The sequence below is a fragment of the Pseudoalteromonas sp. P1-26 genome (assembly GCF_001401795.1).
Taxonomy (GTDB): domain Bacteria; phylum Pseudomonadota; class Gammaproteobacteria; order Enterobacterales; family Alteromonadaceae; genus Pseudoalteromonas.
Genome location: NZ_LKDX01000007.1, coordinates 28,031 through 41,653, shown reverse-complemented (window position 1 = coordinate 41,653; position 13,623 = coordinate 28,031). Strand labels below are relative to the sequence as shown.

Below are 13,623 nucleotides of genomic sequence, written 5' to 3'. Positions count from 1 at the left end.
TATACTATCCTCCGGCTAAAGTTGAGAGTTTAGTATGTTAGAAGAGAATAAATGGACGTTCCGCCGCGCTGATAAACAGTTCTCCTTAGAAAAGTGGCAGAAAACAATTGATCTCATGACCGAGTTGTTTTCTGCTCCCGCAGGTTTTATCGTTCATAAAACAGATGATGTTTATCGTATTATCGTCTCCAGTGAGCAACAAGAAAACCCCTATGATGCCGGGGCTGAATTAAGCGCCGACGATAATATCTTCTGCAAAAAAGTACTGCGTGACATGGCACCGCTTTATGTGGATCACGCCAGCCAAGACAGTCAATGGGATGACAGCCCTCTGGTAAAAGATGGTTTTGAGTCTTATCTTGGGGTGCCAATTAGCTGGCCAAGTGGCGAGCCCTTTGGCACCTTTTGTGTTATGGATTTTAAACAAACCCATTATCAACAGAGCTTTTTAGAACTAATCGAGCAGCTTCGCGATATGGTCGAAGATGACCTTGCACTGTTAGACAACTTTACGCAAATGCGTGAAATTGCCATGCTTGATTCATTGACCAATATTTATAATCGCCGTGCAATAGATTTGCTTTGCCAACATAAATTAAATATATCGAAACGACTTGGTTTTGATATTAGTTGTCTATTTATCGATATAAACAGCTTTAAGCCACTCAATGATACGTATGGCCATGAAGTGGGCGATCTCGCGCTGATTTGTTTAGCTGACACCATGAAAGAATGCCTACGTGAAACCGATATTATTGGCCGCCTAGGGGGCGATGAGTTTATTGCGTTATTGCAAGTTCAGCCCGGTGATTGCATAGACAGCATCGCTGATAAGCTCAACACCACCTATCAATCTAATTTAGAGAAGCGGGGCATTCCTGTTACGAGCTTAAGTATTGGTTCAGGGGTAATAGCTCAGCCAAAAGAAAACTTTGCTGAGCTATTAAAACGAGCAGATGAAGATATGTATGAGAAAAAGCAAGCTTCTAAGGCAGCACGCTAAGCTATTTGCTTCTCAGCTAGGTTTAACTCCATAGTTGCTTTAAGTAAACGGTAAAGGTTAATTGACGCATCAATTTCTTCTTTACGATTGGTTAAGCTCTCAATATTTAAACCTAGCGGTACATCTAAATGTGCGCAGCTTTGTAAAATTAAGTCGAGATTCTCACGGCAAATTCGCACTGATTCACTCAATGTATTTGCCGAATCTAACATGCGGTATTTAGTCGCTTCTGGTACAGAAATACCTAACCATTCCATAAATTCTAAGGTTTTTTCACCACCACAAGGGGTAAACGTCAGAATAATGCGTTTTGGTGCTGTGCCTTGTGCTTTACAGCTACGCGCATAGCTGGTGATTAAATCAATCGTTGCTTGGGCATTGTAAACGGCTTGTGAGATGAAAAACTTACAACCTTGCGCTGTTTTTTCAACTAAACGCTCATGTTCATTACGTTTGCTGGCATGGCGCTCGGCAATAGTAACACCACCTAAAAATACATCACTGTTCTGTTTTGCCAGCGTTTTATATGCATCAGGTAGGCTTAATTTGATGTCGCCATGAGATGATGGGCTACCCACCAACACTAAGTTTTTTAGTTCAAAGTCGTTACGTGTTTCGTTTAACCATTCGGTAAATTCAGCTTCTCCACGCTGGGCAACACTTTTATAAGTGATCACATCAAGTTGTGACAAGCTACGTAGTAACTGACTGTATTCACGAGGATCTACCGTTTCTTTAAACGGAAAAGGACGCGGCTTTGCAATACGGCTACTCTCATCTTGAATGTCGTAGATGATTACACCGTCGTATTCAATTTCGTGTAAACGACCGAGCAGCTTCTGAGCAATGGTCTCAAGCTGTGCTTTATCAGTACCAGACTTTGGTGGTGTGGTACCAATTAGGTAGACACCTTGATTGGTGTCTTCAATTTTCTCTTGTAATGATAAAGCCATAATCCTCATTCCAGCTCGTGCTAATGTCTATGACAAATAATATAGCAGCCATTTAGACGTCTAGATAGATTTTTTTCTTGAAAGTTTTTCAATGACTATGAATTTTACTCAAGTTTAAAGCTGAGCGTTTCGCAAAATTGACACACCTGTTTACATAAATTATTGCTCTGACCCTCATATTTTCTGGCGCTTTGATGCATAATCAAGCAGCAATGATTATGAGAAAAATAACTAACAAGGGAACATTATGAAATTTAGATTATTAGCAACCAGTGTTGCTGTAACACTTGCTTTAAGTGGCTGCGCAAGTAACTCACAGTCAACGATGGTTAAAGAAGTCGAAATTGAGCAGCAAGTAAGCCAAGATGATAACCGTGTATTTAGCCAAGATTACCTATTAGAAGAGCTTGAGAATGGCCTTCGCGTGATGGTAGTTAAAACAGATTACCCAGATGTTGTGTCACTGCAAATTCCAGTATCGGTTGGTTCACGTAATGAGGTTGAAGCAGGTAAAACCGGTTTTGCACACTTCTTTGAGCATATGATGTTTAAAGGCTCTGAAAAATTCCCACAAGATGTGTATTCAGATATTTTAAAAAACTCGGGTGTTGATAATCGCGCGTATACGACCAACGATTACACTAACTATCACTTAAACTTCTCAAAAGAGCACTTAGATAAAGTGCTCGAAATTGAAGCTGATATTTTCCAAAACCTGACTTACAGCGAAGAGCAGTTCCGCACCGAAGCGCTGACTGTAAAAGGTGAGTATTTAAAGAATAATGCTAGCCCAATTCGTAAGTTACTTTCTGCGGTTCGTAACGAAGCATTCGAAAAGCATACCTATAAGCACACCACCATGGGCTTTTTCGAAGACATTGAAGCTATGCCTGATCAAATGGCCTATGGTAAAGAGTTTTTCGCTAAATTTTATAAGCCTGAGTATGTATCTTTAGTCATTGTTGGTGATGTTGATCCACAAGAGACCATGGCAATGGTGAAAAAGCATTGGGGTAATTGGAAAAAAGGTGATTACCAAGCAGATATTCCTGTTGAACCAAAGCAACAAGCCGCAAAATATGTACATGAAAAAAATGATGGTTTACCAGGCCACTGGTTGCTTGTGTCTTATAAAGGCACTGAATGGGATCCAACTCAAAAAGACCGTGCTGCTCTTGATTTGATCTCACAGCTGTATTTCTCTAACAACTCGGCACTTTATCAAGAGCTTGTTGTTGATAAACAAATTGCCAGCCAAATGTTTACCTATAACCCAGATACTAAAGATCCGGGTTTATTACATGTGTTTGTAAAAGTCGAAAACGAAGCGGACCTGGCTAAAGCCCGTGATGCGATTAACCGTACCTATGCACAAGCGCGTACTGAATTAGTAGATGCGCAAAAGTTAGCGGATTTAAAATCAAACCTAAAGTATAGCTTTATAAATGGTCTTGATTCATCGCAGTCAATAGCTTCAACACTTGCAAGCTACATGCACTTTGAGCGTGATCCTGAAGTGATTAACCAACTTTATGCCACAGCTGACAGCATCACTCCGGATGATATCAAAGCGGTAGCAAACAAATATTTTGTTGATCCGAGCCGTACCACGGTGACAATGTCGGCGCTTGATAAAGTGGCTGGTTTTGAGCAAGAAGTTGATTTAAATGCCTTGGTTGCCAGTATCGAGCAAGCCCCAACAGAGCGTCACTTTAAAGTACTTGATAAAACCAATAGCTCACCACTGGTTGATGTTAACTGGTTATTTAATACCGGCGCAGCGGCTGATCCACATGGTAAAAAAGGCTTAGCAGCACTCACTGCAGCGATGCTAGCGCAAGGTGGCTCAGAAACTATGAGCTACAAAGATATTCAAAAAGCGTTATACCCACTAGCGGGAAGCTTTGGCTATCAAATCGATAAAGAGATGATTTCACTACGCGGCCGTGTACATAAAGACAATGCCGCGCAGTGGTATGCACTTGTTAGCGACCAGTTGTTAAATCCTGGCTTTAGAGAAGATGATTTCAAGCGTCTGAAAAAAGAGCTTATTGATAGCATTAAAGCAGGCCTGAAAGCGTCAAATGACGAAGAGCTAGGTAAAGAAGTGCTTTATCATCAGCTTTATAAAGGCCACCCGTATGAAAGCTATAACTATGGTGATTTATCAGACCTTGAAGCACTGACACTTGACGATGTAAAAGCGTTTTATGCTAACCAGTTTACTCAATCTAAGTTAACAGTAGGTCTAATTGGTGCGATTCCGAGTGATGTTAAATCGACGATGATGAAAGATTTAACATCGCTTCCACAAGGTAAAGAAAGCCGCTTAACGATCCCTGATGCGCCAGAACTTAAAGGTCATCATGCAACGATTGTTGAAAAATCAGCGCAATCTACCGCTGTGTCATTTGGTTTCCCAATCGATACAATTCGTAGTAGCGATGACTGGACAGCGCTTTGGTTAGTGCGTTCTTACTTTGGCGAACACCGCAGCTCAAACAGCTTCTTGTATCAGCGCATTCGTCAAACCCGTGGTATGAACTATGGTGATTATGCATACATTGAGTACTTCCCGCGCGGTATGTTCCAAACGAAACCTGATGCTAACTTAGGTCGTTCAGAGCAAATTTTCCAAGTGTGGTTACGTCCGCTTCGTTCTAATAACGATGCGCATTTTGCAACGCGTACGGCATTATTTGAGCTTGATAAGCTAATTAAAAATGGCATCAGCAAAGAAGATTTTGAAGCGACTCGTAACTTCTTAATTAACTTTGTGCCACAAATGGTTGCAAGCCAAGATCGCCAGTTAGGCTATGCACTTGATAGTGAGTTCTATAACACTGAGAGCTTTGTTGACTATGTGCGCGGCAAGCTTGAAAAGCTAACCCTTGATGATGTTAACCGTGTTATTCGCGATAACCTGCAAACAGAGAATATTCACTATGTGTTTATTACTGGTGACGGCAAAGACATGCAAAAGCGCCTTGCTTCAGAGCAAACATCACCAATGGTGTATAACGCTGAAAAACCAGCAGAACTTGTTGCTGAAGATAAAGTGATTGCAGACTATAAGCTTGCAATACCAGCGAAAAACATTTCAGTACTTGATGTCGAAAAAGTATTTCAGTAATAACTGAATAAACAGGCTCTAATCAATGCCCCTAATCAGGGGCATTTTTCTATGTTTAATGGCTCGATGTTATCAGCAACCACAAGCTGATTTCGGCCAGCTTCTTTTGCTTGATAAAGCGTGTTATCAGCCATTTCAATGAGTAACATGGCATCATCAATGCTACTAGGGCAGATAGTTGCTAAACCAATACTAACCGTCAAGGGATGACCGGCAAGCTCTGGTAATTGAAGCGTATTTAGCGCTGCCATAAAACGCGTCACGAGTTTTTGTGCTTGATGGCTTTGCGTGTTACCAAGTACCAGTACAAATTCTTCACCGCCGTATCTAGCGCACAAGTCACCAGGTCTGCGAGTATAATCTGGTAATAGTTTTGCCACTTCTTTCAAGCAAATATCACCCACCAGATGACCAAAGTTGTCATTAAGAGACTTAAAGTTATCAAGATCGATCATGGCTAACGACAAGGGGTGCTTTAAACGTGCACAGCGACTCCATTCCTGTTTATAAAAATCATCAAAATGACGTCGGTTAGCTATTTGTGTGAGGCCATCGATACGGGCGAGTTCTTGTACTTGCTGCTCGGCGATTTTACGTTCGGTAATATTCAAGTGGCTGATCACAACATAACCTGCTGTGCCAAGTTTTAAAGGCACTGCGCGCATCATAAACCAGCGGTTTTCGGTATCACTGTGGCAAGGGTACTCGAGGTAAAACTCGGAGAGTTGTTGCTTAATAACTTGGTTTATTCCGGTGTAGGCTTTTGCACCAAATTCATCGCCATTGGTAGCAGCTGATTTGCAAATAGCAAGGTAGTTTTGATCTTCCCATTGAGTGTTACACTGGCAATTATTCTCATCGCCAAATGTCTGCCAACTACGATTTACAAACTTGATATCACCCGAGTCATTAATCACCACAATATGCTCAGAGATCGTATCGAGTATTGATTTTAGAAACTCTTTTGATTCAACCACATTAGTTCCTAGCCATTGTCACTTTTTTAAGATTAGCAATAAATGCTGGGTTTTCACCGTGGTTTACATAAAAAACAATTAATAAGGTATTGTCTTTTACTTATAGCTTGGCTATTTGAAAGTAGATATCTACAGATATCTGTAGGTGCTGATATGAAAAAACTGCCAGCACCTAGCTCAACGTTCAGTTCTGACAGTTATATTTTATTTATATGCTTAGAAATGCTAAAGCATTGCGCCAATTTTAACTGCTAGTGCAAATAGCATGGTTGCTATTACAAAGCCGATAAGTGTAGCGTAGCCGCGTTGTTCTTTGGTCATCTATCACTCCTAAAAAATAACAAATACCGTTGCCATACCAAGCGCAAAACTTACAAACGAAGAAGCCGCTACGATTGCAGCGAGATTTTGCTTACTCACTGCATGTGTTGTGCTTTGTTCTGGTGTTTCGTCATCGAGCTTAATAAGCTCACCTTGGCGCACTTCAAAAACTGCGCATAGGCTCATAGTGGTTTCTTTTGATGCCGCACCTTCTTTTTCAACTCGTTGAATAGTACGTAGGCTTACATCACAGGCATCGGCTAGTTGCTGCTGCGTCCAATCGAATTTAAGCCTGAGTGCTTTTATTGTATTGGGATTCAGTTGCATTACTTACTTCCCAAGAAATGGTTCAATAAAAGTAACGACAGCATAACCCGATATTGCCCCACCAATAAAACAACCTAAGGTAACCAAAGCTACTTGTTTTGGATTATCAGTAAGTGAGGTTTGTGTGCTCTGTTTAACTAATTTGTCAGCTTTATAAAACGAACATTCAAGCTTGCCTGTCAGTATATTTTGCATCTCAAATTTGACTGCATAAGCATTACCTTGGTAGTTAAAGTCATGATGGCTTTTAAAGCCGAAGCTGCGTTTTTCACTTACCAATTCGTCGTTTACATATACTTTTTCTTTACCGCTCATGATATGACCAAAGCATGCGATTTGGTTGTCACCATCTTGAAAGTAAAATTTATAACCTAGCTTGTGTGAGTTTAGTACGTCGTTTTTCATCATCGTTTCCTTGTTAAGTTGATGATGTAAATTTAATGATTATTTTTGTTTTTTACGCCGTCAGCGATATGCCAGTTCCTATTTTGGCATATGACAGGCAAGATGTCATATCTGTTTTGTCATTGAAAAATAAGCACTTTAATTAAGTTTCTCGGCTAGAGTTAGAATTTGCTACTGTCATATGCGATTGGCAAAAAAGCACAGCAAAAAGAGTAAAAATAGGTATTGTTACTCTGGTTATTAGATATAACCAGAACAAATAAACAACGGGTTAGTACATCTTGCTACAAATCCGTTAAACTTAAGGCTTAGCAGTTAGGTACAACCAGAAAGGCAATATTATGCGTCATGAAATTTGGCAAAAGCTTCGAGATGAAGCAAACGAAGTCGTTTCCCGTGAACCGCTTTTAGCAAGTCACGTTTATTCGTGCGTGTTAAATCATGAATGCTTAGGTTCGGCGCTGAGCTTTATTGTGGCAAATAAACTTGCAGATGCGGTGGTATCAGCATTTACTATCCGTGAATTATTCGACCAAGCCTTTGTTAAATGTGATCTAATGCTGACGCATGTGGCTCATGACATAAAAGCAGTTAAAGATCGCGACCCTGCGGCCGATAGTTACTTAACTGTTATTTTGAACCTTAAAGGCTTCCATGCAATACAAGCACACCGACTCGCAAATTGTTTATGGCAACAAAACCGAAAAGAGCTTGCTCGCTTCATTCAAAGCAGAACCTCAGAAGTATTTGGCGTTGACATCCATCCTGCTTGTAAAGTTGGTCATGGTATTATGTTTGACCATGCAACTGGGATTGTAATTGGTGAAACAGCAGTTATTGAAGATAACGTATCGATTCTACAATCTGTAACCTTAGGTGGTACGGGTAATGAGCAAGGTGACCGCCATCCAAAAATTCGCGCCGGTGTTTTGATTGGCGCAGGTGCAAAAGTACTAGGTAATATCGAAGTAGGAGAGGGGGCGCGTATTGGTGCAAACTCTGTCGTGTTAAGTGCAGTTCCAGCACACACAACTGTGGTTGGGGTACCTGCTAAAGTGGTCGGCAAACCGAGCTGTCCCTGTCCAGCAGAGAGCATGAACCAAAACTTTTTAGATGATGGTACGACTACCGCTAGTAATGCCTCCCACACCAGTGCTATGTTGTAGTTTTACACTTTAAAAGAGCAATGGAATTGTCTAAGTTATCCTTCGGATTAGCAGTTACAGCGTCATTTATTTGTGGCGCTGTCGCTATGTCACTTTTTCAATCAGACCCACAACAACAGCCACACACTTACCAGCAAGAATTTGTTGAAGAACAAATAGTTCAAGCACCAGAGCAGCAAGCCACTGCTATAGCGCCTGTTATTAATAAACAAGTCGCTGAAGTTAATTCAGATAGTTCAGTAGCTGATAGCAAAAGCGAGCTTGAGCAACAAATAGTAGAGTTAAAGTTACAAGTCGAAAATCAACAAGCTGTGATTGCTAGTTACCGTTCAAGTGCGATACCTCCACAGCAAATCGACTCACACCTGGATGAACTTTATACCTTGTTAGAAGAGCAATCTCGGGATGAGGCTTGGGCCTACCAAGTTGAAACAGCCATGAGTGATTTTTTAATCATGGCCGATTTACCAGTGCAACCACAGCTCAGTGTCTCTACATGCAAAAGCTCTGTGTGTCAGTTTAAGCTATTGCAACCAGAGGATGTTGATGATTTGCCAAGTCATTATTGGCGTAACATGACCGATAAGATGATGGAACAAAGCTGGTGGAAGCAATTTAAATTTACCTCCACCACCTCAAGTGACGATAGTCTAACAATCATCGCAAGCACGCAGTAATTTTATACAACTTTTGATTGTAGCTGCCCATCTGCAAGCTCGGTGGTTATAAGCTCACCAGAACTTACATCGTTAACCGATTTCACTACACTACCGTGCTGGTTTTTAGTAATACTATAACCACGTGCTAACACACTGAGTGGGCTCACAGAATCTAAACGGCTCGCTTGTAAAGAAAGCTGGTTTCGAGAACTTGAAAGTTGTTGCTGCATCGCTTGTGTGAGGCGGGCATGCAATTGCGCCAGTTGATGCTCGCTTTTCGCTAGCTGCTTTTCAGGAGAACGTTGCATTAAGCGTGGTGTTAGGTTAGCAAGTACTCGCTCATATCGCTGGATTTTGCCACTCATTGCGCTGTGTAAGGCCAAACTAAGTTCATCTAGTTTTTGCGCTTGTTGATTGAGTTGATTACGGGGATGGCATAGCTGCAAGCGATGCTCAAATTGAGTGGCAGTACTGCGTTTTACAGCTAAAGCGTGTTTAAAGGCATGATTTAAGTGCCTAACTAACTGCGTAACTTTGTTATGTAGCTCTTCGGTATTTGGACTAACTAGCTCTGCGGCTGCAGAAGGTGTTGCGGCGCGAATATCGGCAACATAATCACTAATTGTGGTATCGACCTCGTGACCAACGGCGCTAACAATAGGTAAGCGACTTTCAAAAATAGCGCGAGCTAATTGCTCATGGTTAAAACACCACAAATCTTCGAGTGAACCACCACCACGACCTAATATAAGCACATCTACTTCGTTGCGCTGATTGGCGATGTTTATTTTTTCTATTAATTGGCTGTGGGCATCTGCACCTTGCACCATAGCTGGGTAAATCACGACTTCAAGCTGCGGAGCACGGCGTTTAAGTACCGTTAGAATATCGCGTATAGCCGCACCTGTGGCTGAGGTGATTACCCCAACGCGATTAATATTGGTTGGTAATGGTTTTTTATGGGCTGAGCTAAATAGACCTTCGGCAGCTAAGCGCATTTTTAGCGCATCGAATTCTTGCTTTAATAAGCCTTCACCTGCAGGGGCCATATGCTCAACAATCAGCTGATAATCACCACGAGGTTCATATAAAGATACGCGGGCACGCACAGTTACTTGTGCACCATTGCTCGGGCGAAAAGTTTGGCCGCGATTATTGCCGCGCCACATTGCCGCTTTTACCTGTGCTCGGTCGTCTTTTAACGTAAAGTACCAGTGTCCAGATGCAGGGGCTATAAAGTTAGAAATTTCACCATTTAAGATAAGCGATGAAAAGCCTTGTTCAAGAACATGGCGAATTTCCTTATTTAGGCGCGAGACCGTGTAAACAGGCTGTGTTGATTGCGTAAAAGCCATTAAAAACCCCAGTAAAAAATTCTCTGTGTACTTTAACACAAATAAATGAATAATTTTATTTACTCGTGCTCACAACGCTGATAAAATTTGGCCGCAATTCCTTATACTCAGATCCACATGTGAGAAGTTGCACTATGCTAAGAATCGCTAAAGAAGCTCTTACCTTTGACGACGTACTTTTAGTACCAGGTCATTCTACTGTTTTGCCACACACGGCAAATATTTCAACTCGCTTAACGCGTGGTATCAATCTTAACTTGCCGCTAGTTTCAGCATCTATGGATACTGTAACAGAAGCACGCTTAGCGATTGCTTTAGCGCAAGAGGGCGGTTTAGGTTTCATCCACAAAAACATGACAATTGAAGAGCAAGCTAAAAACGTTCGTAAAGTTAAAACTTACGAAGCGGGCATTGTTTCTTTCCCTGTTACTGTGACTGCGGATCTTACAATTGCTGATGCTATCGCGCTTTCAGAAGACAAAGGTTTTTCAGGTTTCCCTGTAACCGACGCTGACAATAACCTTGTTGGTATTGTGACAAGCCGTGATATGCGTTTTGAAACGAAACTTGAGCAACCTGTTTCTACAGTAATGACGAAAAAAGAATCGTTAGTGACTGTTAAAGAAGGTGCAGACCGTGATGAAATCTTAGGTCTAATGCACGAGCACCGTATCGAAAAAATTCTCGTAGTTGATGATGCATTTAAACTTAAAGGCATGATCACTGTAAAAGATTATCAAAAAGCACAAGACAAGCCGCATGCATGTAAAGACGATCAAGGTCGTCTACGTGTAGGTGCAGCTGTTGGTGTTGGCGCGGGTACTGATGAGCGTATCGCAGCACTTGTTGAAGCAGGTGTTGACGTATTACTTATCGATACATCACATGGCCACTCACAAGGTGTTATCGACCGTGTTGCACAAACACGTCAAGCATACCCAGATCTACAAATCGTAGCAGGTAACGTTGCAACAGCTGAAGGCGCGATTGCCCTTGCTGATGCGGGTGTTGATGCTGTTAAAGTTGGTATCGGCCCTGGTTCTATCTGTACTACTCGTATCGTAACAGGTTGTGGTGTTCCACAAATTACTGCTATTTCTGACGCAGTTGAAGGCTTAAAAGGCCGTGATATTCCTGTTATTGCTGACGGTGGTATCCGTTTCTCTGGTGACATCGTAAAAGCACTTGTTGCTGGTGCATCATGTGTAATGGTGGGTTCAATGTTAGCCGGTACTGAAGAAGCACCGGGTGAAGTTGAGCTATATCAAGGTCGTTACTACAAATCATACCGTGGTATGGGTAGCCTTGGTGCTATGGACCAAAAAGAAGGTTCATCAGACCGTTACTTCCAAAAATCGAACGAAGCAGACAAGCTTGTTCCTGAAGGTATCGAAGGCCGTGTTGCTTATAAAGGTCCTATCGCGACAATCATTCATCAACAAGTGGGTGGTCTACGCAGTGCAATGGGCTTAACTGGCTGTGCAACAATTGAAGAGTTAAATACTAAACCTCAATTTGTTCGCGTAACTTCAGCTGGTATGGGTGAGTCACACGTTCACGACGTGCAAATCACTAAAGAAGCGCCAAACTACCGCCTAGGTTAATTACCTTAAGGTATTGAAATTACATGGGCTAGCATTTGCTAGCCCTAATTTATTGATCATCTCCCTTTGGGAGAGCAGTTCCTGACTAACGAGATACTCCATGAGCAAAGACATTCACGATTCACGAATTCTCATTTTAGATTTTGGTTCGCAATACACACAGTTAATCGCACGTCGTATACGTGAGATTGGTGTTTACTGTGAGCTATGGGCATGGGATGTAACTGAAGAGCAAATCCGCGAATTTAATCCACAAGGTATTATTTTGTCGGGTGGCCCTGAGTCTACAACACTTGAAAACAGCCCACGTGCTCCTGAGTATGTATTTAACGCAGGCGTTCCAGTACTTGGTATCTGTTACGGCATGCAAACAATGGCAACGCAACTAGGTGGTAGCGTACACAGCTCTGATAAGAAAGAGTTTGGTTATGCGCAAGTTGAAAAAGTAGGTAACTGTGCGTTATTCGATGCTATCGAAGACCACATTACTGATGGCGGTGCAGGCGTACTAGACGTTTGGATGAGCCACGGCGATAAAGTGATGGAAGTACCTGAGACTTTCAAAACAACTGCTAAAACTTCAACATGTCCACATGCTGCAATGTCTTGGGAAGAAAAACGTTTTTACGGCGTACAGTTCCACCCAGAAGTAACTCATACTCACCAAGGTTTACGTTTACTTGAGCGCTTCGCGATTGATATCTGTGGCTGTGAAAAACTATGGACACCAGCTAAAATCATCGACGATGCTATTGAGCGTATTAAGGAAACTGTAGGTGATGACGAAGTTATCTTAGGTTTATCAGGTGGTGTTGATTCATCTGTTGTTGCCATGCTTATTCACCGTGCAATCGGCGACAAGCTAACGTGTGTATTCGTTGATAACGGTCTTCTTCGTTTAAACGAAGGTCAGCAAGTTATGGACATGTTCGGTAACAAGTTTGGCCTAAACATTGTTAAAGTAGATGCTGAAGATCAATTCTTAGCAGACTTAGCAGGTAAGTCAGACCCAGAAGATAAGCGTAAAGCGATTGGTCATACCTTCATTAAAGTATTTGACGAGCAAGCTAAAAAGCTGAAAAGTGCTAAATGGTTAGGTCAAGGTACTATCTACCCAGACGTAATCGAATCTGCTGCATCTGCAACAGGTAAAGCACACGTAATTAAGTCTCACCACAACGTAGGTGGTTTACCAGACGACATGGAAATGGGTCTTGTTGAGCCGTTACGTGAGCTATTCAAAGATGAAGTACGTAAAATTGGTCTTGAGCTTGGTCTACCATACGACATGCTTTACCGTCACCCATTCCCGGGTCCTGGTTTAGGTGTTCGTGTACTTGGTGAAATCAAGAAAGAGTACTGTGACTTACTACGTCGCGCAGATGCTATCTTCATTGAAGAGCTACACAAAGCAGAGCTTTATCACAAAGTAAGTCAAGCCTTCACTGTATTCTTACCAGTTAAATCGGTCGGTGTAATGGGTGATGCGCGTAAATACGACTGGGTTGTATCGCTACGTTGTGTAGAAACAATCGACTTTATGACAGCACGTTGGTCACATTTACCTTATGAGTTCTTAGGTGTGGTTTCTAACCGTATCATCAACGAAATCGATGGTATCTCACGTGTTGTTTACGATATTTCAGGTAAGCCACCGGCAACAATCGAGTGGGAATAATTTTATTATTCTGACCTGAATTGGTACAAAAACGGCGAATTA

11 protein-coding genes are annotated in these 13,623 nt (G+C 41.9%); 6 read left to right on the top strand and 5 right to left on the bottom strand.

Annotation, left to right across the window (positions count from 1 at the left end; all coding sequences use genetic code 11):
• Positions 1 to 34: 34 nt before the first annotated feature.
• Positions 35 to 1,003 carry a sensor domain-containing diguanylate cyclase gene (locus AN394_RS05735; protein WP_055020984.1) on the top strand — a complete coding sequence of 323 codons (969 nt, stop codon included), beginning with the start codon at positions 35 to 37 and terminating at the stop codon, positions 1,001 to 1,003.
• Here AN394_RS05735 and AN394_RS05730 read toward each other — a convergent pair.
• A complete protein-coding gene (locus tag AN394_RS05730; protein ID WP_055020983.1) occupies positions 1,000 to 1,956 on the bottom strand; it encodes a methylenetetrahydrofolate reductase in 957 nt (318 codons plus the stop codon). The two genes, AN394_RS05735 and AN394_RS05730, sit on opposite strands and share 4 nt — an antisense overlap.
• 247 nt (positions 1,957 to 2,203) lie before the next feature.
• Here AN394_RS05730 and AN394_RS05725 point away from each other — a divergent pair, with 247 nt between their 5' ends.
• Positions 2,204 to 5,089 carry a pitrilysin family protein gene (locus AN394_RS05725; RefSeq protein ID WP_055020982.1) on the top strand — a complete coding sequence of 962 codons (2,886 nt, stop codon included), beginning with the start codon at positions 2,204 to 2,206 and terminating at the stop codon, positions 5,087 to 5,089.
• Between the two features lie 35 nt (positions 5,090 to 5,124).
• Here the strand turns inward: AN394_RS05725 and AN394_RS05720 are convergent, their stop codons facing one another.
• The 3 genes from AN394_RS05720 to AN394_RS05710 form a co-directional block, all read right to left on the bottom strand.
• The gene (locus tag AN394_RS05720; protein WP_055020981.1) at positions 5,125 to 6,066 is read right to left on the bottom strand and encodes a sensor domain-containing diguanylate cyclase; all 942 of its coding nucleotides are present in this window, start codon (positions 6,064 to 6,066) and stop codon (positions 5,125 to 5,127) included.
• Positions 6,067 to 6,396: 330 nt separating this feature from the next.
• A complete protein-coding gene (locus AN394_RS05715; protein ID WP_055020980.1) occupies positions 6,397 to 6,714 on the bottom strand; it encodes a helix-turn-helix transcriptional regulator in 318 nt (105 codons plus the stop codon).
• 3 nt (positions 6,715 to 6,717) lie between these two features.
• Positions 6,718 to 7,122, bottom strand: coding sequence for a hypothetical protein (locus tag AN394_RS05710; protein WP_055020979.1), 405 nt, complete (start codon positions 7,120 to 7,122; stop codon positions 6,718 to 6,720).
• A gap of 338 nt (positions 7,123 to 7,460) precedes the next feature.
• Here AN394_RS05710 and cysE point away from each other — a divergent pair, with 338 nt between their 5' ends.
• Positions 7,461 to 8,285 (top strand): serine O-acetyltransferase, encoded by an 825-nt coding sequence (gene cysE / locus AN394_RS05705; RefSeq protein ID WP_054560835.1) that lies wholly within the window; start codon positions 7,461 to 7,463, stop codon positions 8,283 to 8,285.
• Positions 8,286 to 8,371: 86 nt separating this feature from the next.
• Entirely contained in the window at positions 8,372 to 8,962 is a 591-nt protein-coding gene (locus AN394_RS05700; protein WP_055020978.1) for a hypothetical protein, read from the top strand.
• A 2-nt stretch (positions 8,963 to 8,964) separates the two neighbouring features.
• On the opposite strand, the gene xseA is transcribed toward AN394_RS05700, so the two are convergent.
• Complete coding sequence (gene xseA / locus AN394_RS05695; RefSeq protein WP_055020977.1) at positions 8,965 to 10,299, bottom strand: exodeoxyribonuclease VII large subunit; 1,335 nt, start codon at positions 10,297 to 10,299, stop codon at positions 8,965 to 8,967.
• Positions 10,300 to 10,433: 134 nt separating this feature from the next.
• Here xseA and guaB point away from each other — a divergent pair, with 134 nt between their 5' ends.
• Positions 10,434 to 11,903 (top strand): IMP dehydrogenase, encoded by a 1,470-nt coding sequence (gene guaB, locus AN394_RS05690; RefSeq protein ID WP_054560832.1) that lies wholly within the window; start codon positions 10,434 to 10,436, stop codon positions 11,901 to 11,903.
• Positions 11,904 to 12,003: 100 nt separating this feature from the next.
• Complete coding sequence (guaA, locus tag AN394_RS05685; RefSeq protein ID WP_054551226.1) at positions 12,004 to 13,581, top strand: glutamine-hydrolyzing GMP synthase; 1,578 nt, start codon at positions 12,004 to 12,006, stop codon at positions 13,579 to 13,581.
• The last annotated feature ends 42 nt before the right edge of the window (positions 13,582 to 13,623 follow it).